Origin of the sequence: Enterobacter cloacae complex sp. IR5402 (assembly GCF_049238125.1) — a bacterium.
In the GTDB taxonomy this organism is placed as follows: Bacteria; Pseudomonadota; Gammaproteobacteria; order Enterobacterales; family Enterobacteriaceae; genus Enterobacter; species Enterobacter hormaechei_C.
Map to the genome: position 1 here is coordinate 23113 of NZ_JBMKHO010000003.1, position 18787 is coordinate 41899.

An 18787-nucleotide genomic window follows, 5' to 3' on the forward strand; every position below is an offset into this window, starting at 1 on the left:
GATATAAATCATACAAGGAGGACAGTTTATGAGCGCACAGGCAGAGGAAGGAACATTACGCCGGATGACCTTAGGCGAGATTGCAATGGCTCGCAGAGTGTTCGGTGATTCGATAGTGTATAGCCGTGTCTGGATTCATTGCGACAGCTATTTACCGTTCGGCCTCCAGAAACAGAACTACGCGATGACTCCCAACGGGGAGTTGTGGTACAGAAAACAGATGTACAGGGAAGACTTTTCCGCAAACTCAGTTTTCGTTGAAGATAAATATGTTTTCATCCATGAATTGGGGCATGTGTGGCAACACCAGCACGGGCAATGGGTGAGAATGCGGGGTGCGTTTAGCTGGGCTGCTGAATATACCTACAGGCTGGATAAAGAAAAGCTCACTGATTACTCTCTTGAGCAGCAAGCCTCTATTTTAGCTGATTACTGGTTACTGCTGGTTTATGGGATCAGTAAGTGGTCTTACTATCAGAGACCAGGGCGCATGGGGATGTACAGGGGCGTAGACAAATTGCAGGATGTCCCTTCGCTTTACCAGAAAATCGTAACAGGGAAGGGGCGTTAAACATGAAAAACAAAATGATGCTGGGTGTTGTATTCCTCTTAACGGGATGCCCTGGGCCTGGTGATCGAATGGTAGATCGTGAATCTACAACGGCATTTATCAAAGATAATCAAGTTTGTGTGGTGTCACCACTGGAGCCACAGGAACGGATCACTGCTATCCAAATCAACAGTGATAATAGCGACTCTCTTCACAATATTTTTGATGACAAGCCTGTTTATGTACCGAAGGGTGAGTGTCTTCCTGTATTCGGATTTAAGTTTACACCTGGAGAGCGGTATAACTTCGCGTATGACGTCCAATCTGCTAAATCAGGGGCGTATTTAGTCACTGCTGAATTTTCTTATCCCAAAGAATAAGGGGGCATTCTGCCCCCAAATCTTATTTCTTCAAGTCACCAGTACATTGATATTCCATTGTGACCATTGTTTCCATACATCCGCTTGAGGATGGTTGAGAACAAACAGAAGTTGAACCACCGAAAGGCTCAGCACCAGAATAGCCCCATGCAGCGCAACGCTGTGTGAAGTGGTTTACTGAATTTGGCCACCTGAACAGAGGTGATATGCTCATCTCAGAACAATACAGGTGTCCCAATGAAAAAAGAAATTTCAGCGCAGAGTTTAAACGCGAATCCGCTCAACTGGTCCTTGATCAGAACTACACCGTTGCAGCTGCGGCCAGTGCTATGGACGTGGGGCTTTCTACCATGACGCGATGGGTAAAGCAGTTACGGGATGAACGACAGGGTAAAATACCTAAAGCCTCCCCTATAACCCCGGAACAGATTGAAATACGTGAGCTAAAGAAAAAGCTACAACGCATTGAAATGGAAAACGACATATTAAAAAAGGCTACCGCGCTTTTGATGTCAGACTCCCTGAACAGTTCTCGTTAATCGAAAAACTCAGAGCGCAGTATCCTGTGGTCACACTCTGCCAGGTGTTCGGGGTTCATCGCAGCAGCTACAAATACTGGGTGAAAAGCCCCGAAAAGCCAGACGGCAAGCGGGCTATATTACGTAGCCAGGTTCTGGAGCTGCATAACATTAGCCATGGCTCTGCTGGCGCGAGGAGTATCGCCATTATGGCAACCCTGAGAGGTTTCAGAATGGGACGCTGGCTTGCCGGCAGACTCATGAAAGAACTGGGACTGGTTAGTTGTCAGCAACCCACCCACCGGTATAAACGTGGTGGCCATGAACACATTGCTATCCCAAACCACCTTGAGCGACAGTTCGCAGTGACAGAGCCTAATCAGGTGTGGTGCGGCGATGTGACGTATATCTGGACAGGCAGGCGCTGGGCTTACCTCGCCATTGTTCTCGATTTGTTCGCCAGGAAACCGGTAGGCTGGGCAATGTCATTCTCACCGGACAGCAAGCTAACCATCAAAGCGCTGGAAATGGCGTGGGAAACCCGAGGTAAACCAGCGGGAGTGATGTTCCCCAGTGACCAGGGTAGCCACTACACAAGCAGGCAGATCCGGCAGTTATTGTGGCGTTACCGGATCAGGCAAAGTATGAGCCGACGCGGAAACTGCTGGGATAACAGCCCGATGGAACGCTTCTTCAGAAGTCTGAAAAACGAGTGGGTGCCAGTGACAGGCTATATAAACTTTAGCGAAGCAGCTCATGCGATCACAGACTATATCGTCGGGTATTACAGGTCGGTAAGGCCGCATGACTATAACGGTGGGTTACCCCCAAACGAATCGGAAAACCGATACTGGAAAAACTCTAAAGCCGTGGCCAGTTTTGGTTGACCACTTCAAACAACTCAACCCATCTATGCTGCACTTTCTGGCTGAATGCTTAACCCTGTCTGTTGATCGGCGGCATAACCCTAAAGGCTATACCGCCAGCGTTATGTTATCGCGCCATTAACGCAAACACTCCCCAGCCAAAGTACTCCCGCGTGTACGTCACATGACGTTCAGGCGCTATCGTCAGCTCCGCCCGAACCTCCTGCGCGAAGTCATCGTCTGGGTTTTCCTCCAGCCAGCGCCGCATGGTCATCCATTTTGCGGCTTCGTACCTGTCCCAGCCTTCCTGGTCAGCCAGCACCATTTCAACCAGGTCATAGCCCTGTTGATCTAAAGACGCAACCAGACCGGGCAGAGTGAGAAAGTCTGTAATCGACGAGACGCCGCAGGCCTGGGCTGTCTCCTCCGTCGCGGGTACCTGACGCCAGTACGGTTCGCCGATGAGCATTATTCCCCCGGGCTTGAGGCTTTTTGCCAGCAGATCCATTGTCCCGGCTACGCCCCCCGCAATCCAGGTTGCGCCAACGCAGGCCGCCACGTCACATTTTTCATTCGCGACGTAGCCGGCCGCGTCGTTATGAATGAAATGGACGCGTTCGCTGACGCCAAGTTCCTCTGCGCGCAGTGTGGCCTGCGCGGTGAAGAGCGGGCTCATGTCGATGCCGGTACCGGTAATACCGTAATCACGTGCCCAGGTACAAAGCATCTCTCCCGAGCCGCTGCCGAGATCGAGAATGCGTGTGCCTGGCTTCATGCGTAACACGCGGCCCAGCGTCGCGTACTTCTCTGGCGTAAAGGGGTTATGAATGCGGTGTTCGCTTTCGCTAACAGTAAAAATACGTGGGATATCCATCATCCTCTCCTTAACGATTATCAGGCTGAGCGCGAACGTTGTTCAGCCCGGTGGTGTTAATGCGGTAGGGCTGACCGTTAACGGATTTGATCAGCTTTTTGGTTTTGAGCTTTTTGAAAACGGCGAGCGTGCAGTCAGCCAGCAGTATTCCTTCGCGGCTATAGCATTCAACGGCGGTGACGCGGCCGGAGGTATCGCGGACGTGCACAATACGGCCACCTTTGGCGAGAACGTGTAAGGTACGTTGTTCCTGACGGGATAAATTCATACTGGAAAACCTGTTTAATCATCATGGGCAAAACGTGCAAACACACAGCGGTGTCCGCATACGGTTTCAGCGCATTGATAATCAGTCCGGCCTGGAATGGTCGGGAAGCTGATTATCGGATGATTACATTCTCCAGCATCAAAGCCTCGGATTGAGTTGATAGATATTTACGGGGTGAATGATAACACCTGTTTATTGTCAGTGAATACCCAAGGGTGAAAAATGTGATCCCGGTTGGTATCGGGCTGAGGAGAGGGACTCATTCCTGGCCGCTCTTGATTTTACTGTCGACCTGAGGCTGTGGTTTGCTGAAAAGATATCCCTGCACAAGCTCGCAACCCAGAGCCTGAAGCCGCTCAAGCTGCTCTTCGGTCTCAACGCCCTCAGCTATGACGCCCATATTAAGGCTTTTAGCCATACCGGTAATCAGCTTCACAATATTAAGCGCATCTTCCTGCGTAGATATCGGATTGACAAAAGATTTATCGATCTTGATTTTATCAAAATTCAGTTCGCTGAGTCTGGAGAGCGACGAATAGCCCGTGCCAAAATCATCAATGGAGATTCTTACGCCCAGTGCGCGGAGTTTTTTCAGAATCGCAATGGGGTTATTTCTGTCACTGAAGAGGGATGACTCCGTGACCTCTAACTCAAGACGGTTAGCCGGGAGCCCGGTTTCAGCCAGAACGGACTGCACCGTATTAATAAATGATTTGCTGCCCAATTGAACAGGCGAGACGTTGACGGAGATCCTGGCCGGAACAGTCCAGGAGACCGCTTCCCTACAGGCCAGTTTAAGTACGGTTTTACCTATCTCGTTGATCATGCCTGTTTTTTCAGCGGCGAAAATAAAGCTATCTGGGGAGAGCACTCCCTTTACAGGATGCATCCAGCGAATCAGCGCTTCATAGCCGTAAATTTCCTTGCTGACGGAATTCACAATAGGCTGGTAATAAACAACAAATTCATCATTCTCTATTGCTCTTGCCATATCATTTTCAAGGGTTCTGCTTTCCTGCAACTTCTGTAGCATTCGCTGGCGGAATACTTTGATTTGCTGAGAACCTTCTTTCTTGGCTTCATAGAGCGCCAGATCGGCAAATTTATAAAGGTAATCTGAACGTCGTTCGTTATCCGATAAAACAATACCTACACAGGTGGCTATTTTTATGAGTTGATTATTGATTGTATAGGGCTTGCTGATGCTATCACTGATTTCTCGCGCGCGTGAGACGGCTGCGGTTTCGGTTAAGCCACTGGAGAGAAACGCAAATTCGTCGCCGCCCAAACGATAAAATGTCTCTGAAAAGCGGCCCAAAGCATTAAGGCGCGTGGATACCTCACGTAACAGTAAATCCCCGGTATCATGACCGTAGGTATCATTCACCTCTTTGAACCGGTCTAAATCGAATAACATCACCGTGACCGAAATATGTTTTTTCTCAGCCTGTAGATTAAGTTTATTGAGATCATCCCAAAAGAAAAGACGGTTTTTCATGCCGGTAAGGGAGTCATGATAAACATCGTATTCCAGTTTTGTATTCTGGATTTGCAGGGTTTCTTTGGATAGCTGAAGTTCTTCAGCCAGCGTTTTCACCTGCATATGGGCTTTCAGGATATTTTTATTTTGATAGATAATCAAAAAGCCCAGTATGAAGCTTAAAATAACCAGCAACAGAGAAAGTGCCGAGTAAATATAATACAGAACCTGTATTTTAAGGTTGGTTTCATTGATTGTATTAACATCTTTTGTTAAAGCCGTGGATGAAAGCTGGCTTAGCGGGGCATCCAGTGAATGCATATTGTTCAGATAGAGCTTTAACTCTGAACGGCTCATTTTCTCAAGATGACCATCCAGATAGTTCAGTATATTTTCCAGGCGTAAGGCGAGCGCCTGGTGCGCTTTTTCGCTGTTTATATAACGACCCAGGCCGCCCTCTTTCAATAAATCATTCTGGCTCAGCATGATTTCCAGGCGCATGCGAACCTGGTCTACCGTAACGTCATCAGTCTCGGTTGCGTACAGTCCAATCCATGATTCAAATCGGTAATATTCAGATACCAGTTGGGCTACAGACCAGGACTCAGTGTAGTGAGTCAATTTTTGCAACTCTTGCTGACGATCGTAAACAAGAAATGCTATATATCCAGTAGTGATAAAAAGAGAAAAAATGATACCAACCAGGATCCTGTTCATTATGTTCTCCTGAACTACTATTCAATCTTCATTTTGCTGACCTGCCATGCCGATCGCGAGTAATAAATCTGATTATTGAGTTCAGGAAGACTGTCATAAGGGTAGACGATGAATGACGGACCTTTATCGCGGATGCGCATATATTCGCCATTGACCTTTAAAGCCAGGATGGCGTTGTATTTCTGGAAGTCGCTGAGAGGGATGACGGTAGTGTAATCATTGAGTGCAATCACATTCAGGACAGAACCCTTTGCACCCACATACTCCATGAGTTTGCGCATCGGGATACCCTCAAACTTCGTGCGGCCATTATACCAGGGAGAGGTCGTCTGGAAACTCACCATGCCCAGTTTTTCAAGGCTGGCAATATCAAAAACGGCATTTCCATTTTCGTTCGTATTTTCTATATTACCGCTAATGGTTAAGATGGGTTTGCCCACAGGCTTTGGCAGTTCGCCAGCCCAGCTTAAACTTTGTACCAAAAAGCAGCACAGCATTAGGATTATTCGCATATTGGCCTCCTCTTTTTAACAGAAGTATAAGAATTATAAGTTATTTATCCTATAAGTTTGTCTATTTTGTTGAACGCCACGCCTTTTTGCAAACGCTACTTGATTAAAATCATAAAAATCAAAATGATAGCTGTATTTTGCCCCATGATTGCAGACCGCTGGCTGAAGCTTACGTTTTTTAAAACATAAAAACTTAGTGTAATAAACCACCCGAGTTTAAAAAATGATCGCTTTGATTTATTGATATATTTACGCACCCCCATTTTTTATCAATGGTGGCATCGTTAAGATGAATTTATTTGTACAAAGAATGATAACGCACCCTCAATGTGAGGGAATAAGAGAGTGCGCGTACCTCTGACGTCGTTGGCACTGAGTTTCGCTTAACCCGCCTCCAGCATACTGAAACTGACGATCCGCGAGCGCCCCAGCTCTTTCGCCCGGTAGAGCGCCACGTCTGCCGCGCGCAGCAGGTCGTCGCTTTGGGCGTGCTGCGGGTAACTGGCGATCCCGATCGACACATCTACCGGGCCAATCTCAGCAAGCCCATAACGTAGCGACAGCGTATGGACGCCGTTATAAATCTCCGTTGCGCAGGCGTGAGCCGCTTCCTCATCCGCACCCGTAAGTAGCACCAGAAACTCTTCGCCACCAAAGCGGAAGGCCAGGCCGGCATCGTGCATGGCACGCTGAACAATTGTCGCCACGCTCTTAATCACATGATCGCCAGCCTCATGGCCGAAGCGATCGTTAATGCTTTTAAAGTGATCGATGTCGATCATCATGCAGCTCACCGGTTCATCATTGCGCATCGCCTGAGCTATCTGAGTGCGCAGGGTATCTTCAAGGTGGTGGCGGTTACGCAAGCCGGTGAGCGGGTCGAATAGCGCTTTTTCCAGCAGGGCATCGCGCAGACGCTGGTTGGCCAGCGCCAGACCCAGGGCTTCCGCCATTAATTCGAGATAGGCGCGGGACGGTGCCGTTTCAGGCGTGATGTTCTGAAACGACAGCAAACCAATGGCTTCCCCCTGCGCAATGAGCGGCACGCAGAGTGAACTGTCTTTTTGTGATTCAGGCAGATGCTGGCAACCGATATCCGGCTCGCCATTGACCGGTGGGTGGCTCTGACCACGGCGTATGGCCCAGCATTGATCGGGGTGGAAAGCATTTTTTTCTCCCTGGGGAGATAACCATTCCGCCGCACAGCGCATCTCCCACGGGTTTCGATCCAGAATATACAGACGCCCGGCGACACCCGGCGCAATGTTGGGAGCAAACAGCTCTGCCACCTCAATCACGTCGCTAACGTTCTCGCAGCCCTGCAAGCGCTGGGTCATTCGCGCGAGCAGCTCGCGGATGGCCCAGTCTGCGTCGCGTTCTTTTTCAAGCCGCTGCCTTGCCAGCCCGTTCTCGCGGAAAATGCGAATGGCCTGCGCCATATCGCCTATCTCATCGACCTGGTTGAAATTTGGCGTTTCGACGGCGTAATCCTGTGAGGCCAGCCGGTGAACCACATCACTGAGGCGCACCACCGGGCGCAGCACGCGGTGCTTGAGAATAAAACCCATCACGAATAAGAAGAGCAGGGCGGTCAGGCCGACCATCATTTCAGAGGCGGTACGCAGGGTTTTTGACGTGTTGGTCGCTGCCTGGACATCGGCGATAATGCGCTTATCCAGAAGCACACGAAAATGGTCAATCTTGCTTTGGGCGCGTTCCATTTCAAGTTCGTAGATTTTGCCGAAGAGTAACGCAATGGCCTGTTGTTCCTCACCCCTGGCGACGCTGGCAATTGCTGCCTGCTGTTCATCCTGTAGGTCATCGACAATCTTCAGCCCTTCGTACAGCAGCGCCAGCTCTTCGCCCGTTGCGCCCGTATCTTTTAACTGGCCCAGCTTGCGCTCGATATTCTTCAGTTCGCCTTCTTTCGCCTGGTACGTTTTCAGCACATCGGGCTCTTTTTTGATGGCGTAAAGGCGCGCTAAGTCGGAGAGCATCCAGGTTTCTGCTTCAATCTCTTCCGTAAGCTGGTCAAAAATTTGTCGTTGCTTAACAGCCTGACGTTCTACGTTGTCGGCATGGGAAGCCATCAGCATGACGATACCGGAAGCAATGGTCAGGCACACCGTGACACCATAGGCCCAGTTTGTGATCGTGGCGATTCGCACCTGTTGGATCCTTCTACGACAAATGTGGAAGAGCGTTCATTAAAGATTATAGAAAACCCCTGATTTATCGCGAAAAAAAAGGCGGCACCGGGCCGCCTGTCAAAACGCGTTTAGTTAGAGATCCGGAGGATTTTTTCCTTCTTCGATAAAATCTGCGTCCAGCTCCTCGGCGTTGCCTGCGTGGTCGCGGCCGGAGAAGAGGTTCCAGCAGGCGATAAACAGGGCGGCAATCAGCGGCCCAATCACAAAGCCGTTAATGCCGTACAGCTCCATACCGCCGAGCGTGGTGATCAGTATCAGGTAGTCCGGCATTTTGGTGTCTTTGCCCACCAGCAGCGGACGTAAAAGGTTGTCCACCAGCCCGACGATAATGACAAAGAAGCCCACAATGAACAGACCCTGCCACAGCTGGTGAGTGGCAAACAGGAAGATGGCGGCGGGAACCCAGACGATAGCCGAGCCGACGGCGGGCACCAGGGAGAGGAACGCCATCAGCGCTCCCCATAGTACGCTACCGTCAATACCGACGATGGCAAAGGCGATACCGCCAAGCGTACCTTGAACCACCGCTACGACCGCCGTACCTTTTACCGTGGCTCGCGAGACGCCGACAAACTTCGCGAACAGGTGCTGTTTGACGAAGTCAGACAGCGGCAGCGAGTCGAGGATCTGGCGCACCAGATAGGGCCCGTCTTTGAGCAGGAAAAACAGCAGGTACAGCATAATGCCGAAGCTAATAGCAAAGCCGAACGTCCCTTTACCAATCAGGAACGCGCTACCCGCCAGATACTGTCCGCCCTGTAACGCGACATCGGAAAGCTTTTTCTGGATCTGCGCGGCGTTGGTCAGGTTGTGATCCGCCAGGAAGCCGCTGGCCCAGTCCGGCAGGCGGTTGAAGATACCGGCGATGACTTCCGGGAACTGCGTGTTGTTCTGTTGCAGCTTGGTGTAAACCATGTTCAGTTCCACCGCGAGCGAGGAAAGGATCACCATCAACGGAATAAACACGATCAGGCAGATAATGCCGAGTGTGAGGAGGGAAGCCAGCCCGTTGCGATCGCCCAGCGCGGTACGCAGCTTGTTTTTCACCGGGTTGAAAATGATGGTCAGGATCGCGGCCCACAGAATCGCCGAGAAATAGGGTGACAGCACGTCAAAGAAAGCCCAGGTTACAAGGGCCAGGATGAGAATAAAGAAACCTTTGGTCAGTCCGTTAAATCGCATAGTGAGTCCTGGTGAAGAAGAAACTGTGTCGACTATAGAACTGATTTAAGGATTTACCAATAATTGCGCCGAAGTCGTGCCGGGTGGCTTTTTGTTAACAATCGCGGTATAACACCCTTCTTTGGATGTTTAGATGTCCATACGTTTAGAAGGTAATATGCAAACAGAACAACAAAACGGGCAGCTTAAGCGCACCATGAAAACCCGCCACCTGATTATGCTCTCGCTGGGTGGCGTTATCGGCACAGGGTTATTCTTCAATACCGGATACATCATTTCGACAACTGGCGCGGCGGGCACGCTGCTGGCGTATCTTATCGGTGCGCTGGTGGTCTGGCTGGTTATGCAATGCCTGGGGGAACTTTCCGTGGCGATGCCGGAAACCGGGGCGTTCCACGTCTACGCCGCTCGTTATCTCGGCCCGGCGACAGGGTATACCGTGGCGTGGCTGTACTGGCTTACGTGGACAGTGGCGCTGGGATCGAGCTTTACCGCAGCCGGGTTCTGTATGCAGTACTGGTTCCCGCAGGTTCCCGTCTGGACGTGGTGCGTCGTCTTTTGCGTGGTGATTTTTGCTCTTAACGTGATTTCCACGCGTTTCTTCGCCGAAGGGGAATTCTGGTTCTCGCTGGTGAAAGTCATCACCATCATCGCCTTCATTATTCTCGGCGGAGCGGCGATCTTCGGTTTTATCCCGATGCAGGATGGGTCACCGGCGCCGGGCTTGAGCAACATTACTGCCGAAGGCTGGTTCCCGCACGGCGGTCTGCCGATCCTGATGACCATGGTGGCGGTCAACTTTGCCTTCTCAGGTACAGAGCTTATCGGCATCGCGGCAGGGGAAACGGAAAACCCACACAAGGTTATTCCGGTTGCTATTCGCACCACCATCGCCCGGCTCATCATCTTCTTTATTGGCACCGTGTTTGTGCTGGCGGCGCTGATCCCCATGCAGCAGGCTGGCGTGGAGAAAAGTCCGTTTGTGCTGGTGTTTGAAAAGGTCGGCATTCCGTATGCGGCGGATATCTTTAACTTCGTGATCCTGACGGCGATCCTCTCGGCGGCGAACTCGGGCCTGTACGCCTCTGGCCGTATGCTGTGGTCTCTGTCTAACGAGAAAACGCTGCCGCGCTGCTTTGCCCGCGTCAACAAAAACGGCGTGCCGCTGACGGCGCTCTCCGTTTCCATGCTGGGCGGCGTGCTGGCGCTGTTCTCCAGCGTGGTCGCGCCGGATACGGTGTTTGTGGCGCTGTCAGCCATTTCCGGTTTTGCGGTGGTGGCAGTGTGGATCAGCATCTGCGCGTCGCACTTTGTGTTTCGTCGCCGTCACGTGCAGTCCGGGCAACCGCTTTCGGCGTTGCAGTATCGCGCGCCATGGTATCCGCTGGTGCCCGTGCTTGGCTTTATCCTCTGCCTGGTGGCCTGCGTCGGCCTGTGGTTTGACCCCAGCCAGCGTATTGCCCTTTATTGCGGGCTTCCGTTTGTCGCCCTGTGTTATGGTGCGTACTATCTGACCCGAAACCTGACCACGCAGGAGCCTGAACATGTCGCAGAATAATCCGCTTACCGCCCTCCTTGAAAACCAGCCGTTTGTCGTGCTGGATGGGGCAATGGCAACGGAGCTGGAAGCGCGCGGTTGTAACCTTGCCGACAGCCTCTGGTCGGCTAAAGTGCTGATGGAAAACCCGGAGCTGATCCGTGACGTACACCTCGACTACTACCGCGCGGGGGCACAGGTGGCGATCACCGCCAGCTATCAGGCGACACCCGCGGGCTTTGCCGCTCGCGGGCTGGACGAGTCGCAATCCCGGGCGTTGATTGGCAAAAGCGTAGAGCTGGTACGCAAAGCGCGGGAAGCGTACCTGGCTGAGAACGCAAATGCAGGCACGCTGCTGGTGGCGGGATCTGTGGGCCCTTACGGCGCGTATCTGGCCGATGGTTCCGAGTATCGCGGCGATTACGTGCGTAGCGCTGAAGAATTCACCGCCTTCCACCGCCCGCGTGTAGAGGCGCTATTGGATGCGGGCGCGGATTTGCTGGCCTGTGAAACGCTGCCTTCGTTCACTGAGATTAAGGCGCTGGCGGCGTTGCTGACGGCGTATCCCCGCGCCCGGGCATGGTTCTCATTTACCCTGCGTGACAGCGAGCACCTGAGTGACGGAACGCCGCTGCGGGATGTCGTTTCTGCGCTGGAAAACTACCCGCAGGTTGTCGCGCTGGGGATCAACTGTATCGCGCTGGAAAACACCACCTCGGCGCTGACGCATCTGCACAGCCTGACATCGCTGCCGCTGGTGGTCTATCCGAATTCCGGCGAGCATTATGATGCGGTGAGCAAAACCTGGCATCACCACGGTGAAGCGTGCGAGACGCTGGCGGGGTATTTACCGCAGTGGCTGGCGGCTGGCGCTAAATTAATCGGGGGATGTTGCCGGACCACGCCGAAAGATATTGCTGCGCTGACGGTTCAGCGCTGAGGTCTTTGCCGGGTGGCGGCTGCGCCTTACCCGGCGAAACAACCGCACAAAATTCACTATCCTTTCCCGCTTTTTTTCTAAAAACGAATCGTCATTAGCGATTCTTTTTTATTCCTTTATCAAAATTCTCGCGCCGGAAATACTGCTCTCATAACAACAAGGGAGCAGACATTATGGCAATTTCATCGCGGATCACACTTCTCGGCGCACTGGCGCTGTGGGCATTTCAGGCGCAGGCGGTGGACGTCACCGTCGCGTATCAGACTTCCGCTGAGCCGGCGAAAGTCGCGCAGGCGGATAACACCTTCGCCAAAGCGAGCGGGGCGAACGTCGACTGGCGCAAGTTCGACAGCGGCGCGGCGATTGTGCGGGCGTTAGCCTCGGGCGACGTGCAGATTGGCAACCTGGGCTCCAGCCCGCTGGCGGTGGCCGCCAGCCAGCAGGTGCCGATTGAAGTTTTCCTGCTGGCGTCGCAGCTCGGAAATTCCGAAGCGCTGGTGGTAAAGAAAAGCATCACGAAACCCGAAGATTTGATCGGCAAACGCATCGCGGTGCCGTTTATCTCCACCACGCATTACAGCCTGCTGGCAGCGCTGAAACACTGGGGCATTAAGCCCGGCCAGGTGCAGATCATCAACCTGCAACCTCCGGCCATTATTGCCGCCTGGCAGCGTGGCGACATCGACGGAGCATACGTCTGGGCGCCCGCCGTCAACGAACTGGAAAAAGAGGGCACCGTGCTGACCGACTCCGAAAAAGTGGGGCAGTGGGGCGCGCCAACCCTTGATGTCTGGGTGGTACGTAAGGACTTTGCCGAGAAACACCCTGAAGTGGTGAAAGCCTTCGCCAAAAGCGCCATCGACGCACAACAGCCATACATCAGCAACCCGGATGAATGGCTGAAACAGCCCACCAACCTGGAGAAACTCTCACGTCTGAGCGGCGTGCCGGAAGCTGACGTGCCGGGGCTGGTAAAAGGCAACACCTATCTGACGCCTGCTCAGCAGGTCCAGCAGCTGAACGGGCCGGTAAGCAAAGCGATTGTTGACACTGCGACGTTCCTGAAAGAGCAGGGCAAAGTGCCTGCGGTGGCGGCGGATTACAGCCAGTTCGTGACCGATCGCTTTGTGAAATAAGGGGGCTGCAATGCTGAACATTACAAACCTGTCTGCCGATTACGGCGGCAAACCCGCCCTGGAAGCGATCAACCTGACGCTGGACAGCGGTGAACTGCTGGTGGTGCTGGGACCGTCCGGCTGCGGGAAAACGACGCTGCTGAACCTGATCGCCGGGTTTGAACCGTATCAGCACGGCTCGATCCAACTGGAAGGGAAACGGGTCACGGGGCCGGGCGCAGAGCGCGGCGTGGTTTTCCAGAACGAAGGGTTACTCCCGTGGCGAAACGTTCAGGAAAACGTTGCGTTTGGTCTGCAACTGGCCGGTGTAGCACGTGAACAGCGCCTGAATACGGCGCGCGATATGCTGAAAAAGGTCGGGCTGGAGGGGGCTGAAAAACGCTTTATCTGGCAGCTTTCAGGCGGGCAGCGTCAGCGCGTCGGGATCGCCCGTGCGCTGGCGGCTAACCCACAGCTGCTGTTGCTGGACGAACCTTTCGGGGCGCTGGATGCCTTCACCCGCGAGCAGATGCAAACCCTGCTGCTGCGCCTGTGGCACGAAACCGGCAAGCAGGTGCTGTTAATCACCCACGATATCGAAGAGGCCGTGTTTATGGCGACGGAGCTGGTGCTGCTCTCACCGGGGCCGGGACGCGTGCTGGAGCGCCTGCCGCTTGAGTTTGCCCGGCGCTATGTGGCGGGAGAACCGGTACGCAGCATCAAATCCGATCCGCTGTTTATTGAACAGCGTGAATACGTCTTAAGCCGCGTGTTTGAGCAACGGGAGGCGTTCTCATGAGCATTGTTTTCAGTGAAAAAACGCGGCGGACGCGCCTTGCCTTACGCTGGCCGTTCTCTCGCCAGATCACTTTAAGCGTCAGCACGCTGGTGGTGTTGCTGGCGGTATGGTGGGCGGTTGCCGCGCAGCAGTGGGTAAGCCCGCTGTTTCTGCCCCCGCCAGGCCAGGTTCTGGAAAAACTGATTACTATCGCCGGGCCGCAGGGCTTTATGGATGCCACGCTCTGGCAGCATTTAGGCGCCAGTCTGACGCGTATTCTGGTGGCGCTGCTGGCGGCGGTCATTATTGGCGTTCCGGTGGGGATCGCGATGGGACTGAGCCCGACGGTACGCGGCATTCTCGACCCGCTGATAGAGCTTTACCGTCCCGTCCCGCCGCTGGCTTACTTGCCCCTGATGGTGATCTGGTTTGGCATCGGCGAGACGTCAAAGATCTTACTGATATACCTGGCGATTTTTGCGCCGGTCGCGATGTCGGCCCTGGCTGGCGTAAAGAGTGCGCAGCAGGTACGCATACGTGCGGCGCAGTCGCTCGGCGCCAGCCGCGCGCAGGTCCTGCTGTTCGTCATTTTACCGGGCGCGCTGCCGGAGATATTGACCGGGCTGCGCATCGGCCTTGGGGTGGGCTGGTCTACGCTGGTGGCGGCAGAGCTGATAGCCGCCACACGCGGCCTTGGGTTTATGGTGCAGTCGGCGGGAGAGTTCCTGGCGACTGATGTGGTACTGGCAGGGATCGCAGTGATCGCCGCGATCGCCTTTGGATTAGAACTGGGACTGCGCGCGCTACAGCGTCGCCTGACGCCCTGGCATGGAGAAATACAATGAGTGAACGTCTGACGATTATCCCGTTGGGGCCGTACATTGGCGCGCAAGTGTCGGGCCTGGACGTAACCCGTCCGCTGAGCGATAACCAGTTTGAGCAGCTGTACCACGCGGTGCTGCGTCATCAGGTGGTGTTCCTGCGTGAACAGGCCATTACCCCGCATCAGCAGCGCGCGCTGGCCCTGCGTTTTGGCGACCTGCATATCCACCCCGTCTATCCGCATGCGGAAGGGGTGGAGGAGATTATCGTCCTCGACACCCACAACGATAACCCGCCGGATAACGATAACTGGCATACCGATGTGACCTTTATCGACACACCGCCAGCCGGGGCGATTCTTGCGGCGAAGCTGTTGCCTGAGACGGGGGGCGATACGCTGTGGGCCAGCGGGATCGCAGCGTTTGAGGCGCTCTCCGCGCCGCTCCAGACCCTACTGAGCGGCCTGCGGGCGGAGCATGACTTCAAAAAATCATTCCAGGAATATAAGTACCGTAAAACGGAAGAGGAGCACCAGCGCTGGCTGGATGCGGTCGAAAAACATCCCCCGCTGCTGCACCCGGTGGTGCGTACGCATCCGGTGACCGGAAAGCAGGCGCTGTTTGTGAATGAAGGGTTTACCACGCGTATCGTGGACGTAGCGGAGAAAGAGAGTGAGGCGCTGCTCGGCTTCTTGTTCGCGCATATCACCAAACCGGAGTTTCAGGTGCGCTGGCGCTGGCAGGAGAACGATCTGGCGATCTGGGATAACCGCGTCACGCAGCATTACGCCAATGCGGATTATCTGCCGCAGCGAAGGATTATGCAGCGGGCGACGATTTTGGGGGATAAGCCGTTCTACCGTGCGGTTTGAGCCCCTCACCCTAACCCTCTCCCCAAAGGGGCGAGGGGACTGACCGGTGCGGTTTTCACCCTCTCCCTTTTAGGGAGAGGGCAGGGGGGAGGGTATTAAGTGCGCCTCTATATACCGCTGATAGCGGTTCGCCTTCAGATAACACAAATCCACCAGCACCAGCCCGTCGATACAGTTATTGAACGCCGGATCGCTGCCGAAATCGACAAACTGCACGCCGCCGGGTTCGCATAGCTCGGAATACTGTTTGTAGAGCGGCGGGATGCCGCAGCCCAGGTTGCCGAGCAGGGATTTGAGCTTTGTCAGGTCATCCACGTAATCCACCCCGCCAAATTGCGCCAGCACGTCTGGCAGGGATGCGGGATAGGGCTGGCGCGAGGCGGCTAGAGGATGCGTCGCCGGGAACCACAAGCGGTAAAAGGCGACCAGCAGATCCCGCGCGGCAGGCGGTAACCCCCCGGAGATGGAGACCGGGCCAAACAGGTAACGGTAATGAGGATAGCGTGCCAGATAGGCGCCAATACCTGACCACAGATAGTCCAGACCGCGACGCCCCCAGTAGCGCGGCTGTATAAAGCTACGCCCCAGCTCAATGCCGTGCTCCAGTATGTCCTGCATTTTTTCGTCGTAGTGGAACAGGCTGTAGCTGTACAACCCCTCGACGCCGCGCTTTTCCACCTGCATGGCCGTTGGCATAAAGCGGTACGCGCCGACAATCTCCAGGTCATCGTCATCCCACAAAATGAGGTGCAGATAGTCATCATCGTAGCTGTCCGTATCCCGCCGCTTCCCGCTGCCTTCCTCCACGGCACGAAAGGCAATCTCGCGCAGCCGCCCCAGCTCGCGCAGCAGAGGCGCCTCTTCCTGCCCGTTGCGCTGCCAAAGATAGATGGCCTTACCATCGCTCGTTTTTCCCAGACACTCGGCCTGCGCCAGTTCGCGCTTCAGCGTGGCCCTGTCTTCCGGGCGGGCAATGGCGCACTGGGTTTTAAAGACGCCAGGCAATCCCTTGCCAAGACGTATCACGTGCTGACGACACTGCTCGGCCATCTCACGCGATGAAAGGGTAGAACTAAACCGGTCATTCCAGGCAATCTGCTGGCCGATTTTGATCGGCAACTGACTGTGACGGCGGCGAAACATCTGTTGCATCAACAGCAGCATGGATACCGTTGGCGAGACCAGGGTACTGGCATAAAACAGCAGGCTGTTGTGCGCCTGGATATGTACCGGAAGTAGCGGCACCCGTAATTTGCCAGCCAGCTTGATAAAGCCCGGATGCCATTTTTTATCGCGTATGCCTTTGCGCGTTGGGCGGGAAACTTCGCCCGCCGGAAAGAAGATCAGCACACCGGCGTTTTGCAGGTGCTGCTCCATCTGTATCAGCGAAGCTTTTGCGGTTCTGCCGCCCATATTATCCACGGGAATAAACAATGAACTGAGGGGCTCAAGGTGGGACAGCATCCTGTTGGTAACAACCCTGACGTCGCGGCGCACGCGGGAAACGGCGTACAGCAACGCCAGCCCATCCAGCGTGCCAGTGGGGTGGTTCGCTATCACAATGAGTGGGCCGTGTTCGGGGATTTGTTCGAGATCGCGGGCGGAAACGGAGCAGTGAATATCAAGGTGTTCCAGAACCTGATCCACCATATCCAGCCCTTTCAGGTGACGGTGGCTGGCGGCAAACTGCTGAAATTCGTCTTCGTGAAGCAGTCTTTTTAACAGACTTTTTTGCCAGGGTGCGGGCCTCGCCTGAGGCCAAAGGTCATCAAGAACGCTGTCGAGACTAAACATTGATCACTCCTCCTGCCGTCTTGCCCAGACAGTAGAAGGAGGAGATGTCGTTTGTATTGCAGTTTGGTGAAGATTAGCGCAGAGAGCAGGCCGGGTAAGGCGAAGTCGCCACCCGGCGCTAAAGCGGATTAACGCAGAATTTTCTTCTCGGCCAGATCCAGCGCGAAATAGCTGAAGATCAGATCCGCGCCCGCACGTTTGATCGCCCCCAGGCTTTCGAGGATCACTTTCTCTTCGTCGATGGCACCCGCCTGCGCGGCGAATTTGATCATCGCGTACTCACCGCTCACCTGGTATGCGCCCAGCGGCAGTTCGGTGCGTTCGCGAATGTCGCGCAGGATATCCAGGTACGCGCCAGCCGGTTTCACCATCAGGCAGTCAGCGCCCTGGGCTTCATCAAGCAGAGATTCACGAATCGCTTCACGGCGGTTCAGCGGGTTCATCTGATAGGTTTTACGATCGCCTTTCAGCGCCGTGCCCGCTGCTTCACGGAACGGACCGTAGAAAGAGGAGGCGAATTTGGTGGAGTAGGACATGATGGCGGTGTCGGTGAAGCCCGCGGCATCCAGCGCATGGCGAATCGCCTGTACCTGCCCATCCATTGCCGCAGAAGGCGCAATGAAATCCGCACCCGCGGCGGCGGCAACCACCGCCTGCTTGCCCAGATTCAGCAGGGTCGCATCGTTGTCCACGCCGTGATCGCACAGCACACCACAGTGGCCATGAGAGGTGTATTCGCAGAAGCAGGTATCGGACATGACGATCATCTCCGGCACACTCTCTTTGCAGATGCGCGACATGCGTGCCACGAGGCCGTCTTCTTTCCAGGCATCGCTGCCGGTCGCGTCAGTGTGGTGGGAGATACCGAACGTCATCACCGAGCGGATGCCCGCATTCGCAATGCGTTCGATCTCGCGGGCCAGATGCTTTTCAGGAATGCGCATCACGCCCGGCATCGCGTCGATGGCTTTGTAGTCATCGATCTCTTCTTCAACAAAAATCGGCAACACCAGATCGTTTAAGGTCAGTGTTGTCTCTTCAAACATGGCGCGCAGTGCGGGTGACTTGCGCAGGCGACGGGGACGTGCAATTAAATCGGTCATGGTATGCCTGATGTTTGTGGAACAAAGAGGTATAGTGTACCTGAAAGCAGGGAGCGGTGTTTTACTAAAGTTGTCTTTTAGATTTTCGAAATCGACTAATATACGCTGCATGTATTTAGTCTATATTATAAATCTTATTCTGATGTTCAGCGTGGCGTGTAATATTGGTGAGGCTTCTATATTGGTTTGGGATTATAAATATAAATGATTAATTGCTTTTTATTATATGTGTCGAAGCAACTAAAGTAGTTTGCAATCAGTTGAATTTAT

General features: G+C 54.0%; 18 protein-coding genes. 9 read left to right on the forward strand and 9 right to left on the reverse strand.

Features of this window, described 5'->3' with window-relative positions; all coding sequences use genetic code 11:
- The first annotated feature begins 28 nt into the window (after positions 1-28).
- Entirely contained in the window at positions 29-571 is a 543-nt protein-coding gene (locus tag ACOTXL_RS06395) for a type IV secretion protein Rhs (RefSeq protein WP_032608608.1), read from the forward strand.
- Positions 572-573: 2 nt separating this feature from the next.
- Positions 574-930: a putative T6SS immunity periplasmic lipoprotein gene (locus tag ACOTXL_RS06400; RefSeq protein ID WP_045351180.1), complete on the forward strand. Its 357-nt coding sequence runs from the start codon at positions 574-576 to the stop codon at positions 928-930.
- Between the two features lie 22 nt (positions 931-952).
- On the opposite strand, the gene yecR is transcribed toward ACOTXL_RS06400, so the two are convergent.
- Positions 953-1144 (reverse strand): YecR family lipoprotein, encoded by a 192-nt coding sequence (yecR, locus tag ACOTXL_RS06405; RefSeq protein ID WP_071785715.1) that lies wholly within the window; start codon positions 1142-1144, stop codon positions 953-955.
- Between yecR and ACOTXL_RS06410 the strand changes: the two genes are divergently transcribed.
- Positions 1137-2335, forward strand: a protein-coding gene (locus tag ACOTXL_RS06410) for an IS3 family transposase (RefSeq protein WP_096888931.1) whose coding sequence is annotated in 2 segments (ribosomal slippage) — positions 1137-1416 and positions 1416-2335 — 1200 coding nt in all. Because the reading frame shifts where the segments join, the coding sequence is not laid out codon by codon here. The genes yecR and ACOTXL_RS06410 overlap by 8 nt on opposite strands.
- A gap of 106 nt (positions 2336-2441) precedes the next feature.
- On the opposite strand, the gene ACOTXL_RS06415 is transcribed toward ACOTXL_RS06410, so the two are convergent.
- The 6 genes from ACOTXL_RS06415 to ACOTXL_RS06440 all read right to left on the reverse strand — a co-directional run bounded on the left by ACOTXL_RS06415 (position 2442) and on the right by ACOTXL_RS06440 (position 9557).
- Positions 2442-3188 carry an SAM-dependent methyltransferase gene (locus tag ACOTXL_RS06415; RefSeq protein WP_045350623.1) on the reverse strand — a complete coding sequence of 249 codons (747 nt, stop codon included), beginning with the start codon at positions 3186-3188 and terminating at the stop codon, positions 2442-2444.
- Between the two features lie 10 nt (positions 3189-3198).
- Positions 3199-3456: a YjhX family toxin gene (locus ACOTXL_RS06420; protein WP_023324207.1), complete on the reverse strand. Its 258-nt coding sequence runs from the start codon at positions 3454-3456 to the stop codon at positions 3199-3201.
- A 259-nt stretch (positions 3457-3715) separates the two neighbouring features.
- Positions 3716-5653, reverse strand: a complete 1938-nt coding sequence (locus ACOTXL_RS06425; protein ID WP_045337345.1) for a putative bifunctional diguanylate cyclase/phosphodiesterase — start codon at positions 5651-5653, stop codon at positions 3716-3718.
- 17 nt (positions 5654-5670) lie between these two features.
- The gene (locus ACOTXL_RS06430) at positions 5671-6165 is read right to left on the reverse strand and encodes a molybdopterin-dependent oxidoreductase (RefSeq protein WP_023324209.1); all 495 of its coding nucleotides are present in this window, start codon (positions 6163-6165) and stop codon (positions 5671-5673) included.
- Between the two features lie 383 nt (positions 6166-6548).
- On the reverse strand, positions 6549-8333 hold the full coding sequence (locus ACOTXL_RS06435; protein WP_022650441.1) for a diguanylate cyclase: 1785 nt from the start codon (positions 8331-8333) through the stop codon (positions 6549-6551).
- A gap of 114 nt (positions 8334-8447) precedes the next feature.
- A complete protein-coding gene (locus tag ACOTXL_RS06440) occupies positions 8448-9557 on the reverse strand; it encodes an AI-2E family transporter (RefSeq protein WP_003863175.1) in 1110 nt (369 codons plus the stop codon).
- A 157-nt stretch (positions 9558-9714) separates the two neighbouring features.
- On the opposite strand from ACOTXL_RS06440, the gene mmuP reads away from it, so the two are divergent.
- The 6 genes from mmuP to tauD all read left to right on the forward strand — a co-directional run bounded on the left by mmuP (position 9715) and on the right by tauD (position 15620).
- Entirely contained in the window at positions 9715-11115 is a 1401-nt protein-coding gene (gene mmuP, locus ACOTXL_RS06445; protein ID WP_017383140.1) for an S-methylmethionine permease, read from the forward strand.
- Positions 11102-12034, forward strand: coding sequence for a homocysteine S-methyltransferase (mmuM, locus tag ACOTXL_RS06450; protein ID WP_045350622.1), 933 nt, complete (start codon positions 11102-11104; stop codon positions 12032-12034). Before mmuP ends, mmuM begins: the two co-directional genes overlap by 14 nt.
- 173 nt (positions 12035-12207) lie before the next feature.
- Positions 12208-13170, forward strand: a complete 963-nt coding sequence (tauA, locus tag ACOTXL_RS06455; RefSeq protein WP_003863172.1) for a taurine ABC transporter substrate-binding protein — start codon at positions 12208-12210, stop codon at positions 13168-13170.
- A 10-nt stretch (positions 13171-13180) separates the two neighbouring features.
- Positions 13181-13948 (forward strand): taurine ABC transporter ATP-binding subunit, encoded by a 768-nt coding sequence (gene tauB, locus ACOTXL_RS06460; protein ID WP_045350621.1) that lies wholly within the window; start codon positions 13181-13183, stop codon positions 13946-13948.
- Positions 13945-14772, forward strand: a complete 828-nt coding sequence (tauC, locus tag ACOTXL_RS06465) for a taurine ABC transporter permease TauC (RefSeq protein ID WP_045350620.1) — start codon at positions 13945-13947, stop codon at positions 14770-14772. Before tauB ends, tauC begins: the two co-directional genes overlap by 4 nt.
- Positions 14769-15620, forward strand: coding sequence for a taurine dioxygenase (gene tauD / locus ACOTXL_RS06470; protein ID WP_003863169.1), 852 nt, complete (start codon positions 14769-14771; stop codon positions 15618-15620). The genes tauC and tauD overlap by 4 nt, the downstream gene beginning before the upstream one ends.
- A 69-nt stretch (positions 15621-15689) precedes the next feature.
- On the opposite strand, the gene ACOTXL_RS06475 is transcribed toward tauD, so the two are convergent.
- Together ACOTXL_RS06475 and hemB are read right to left on the reverse strand one after the other, a co-directional pair.
- Positions 15690-17414: a lysophospholipid acyltransferase family protein gene (locus tag ACOTXL_RS06475; protein ID WP_023324213.1), complete on the reverse strand. Its 1725-nt coding sequence runs from the start codon at positions 17412-17414 to the stop codon at positions 15690-15692.
- Between the two features lie 128 nt (positions 17415-17542).
- Entirely contained in the window at positions 17543-18517 is a 975-nt protein-coding gene (hemB, locus tag ACOTXL_RS06480) for a porphobilinogen synthase (RefSeq protein WP_003859169.1), read from the reverse strand.
- Between the last annotated feature and the right edge of the window lie 270 nt (positions 18518-18787).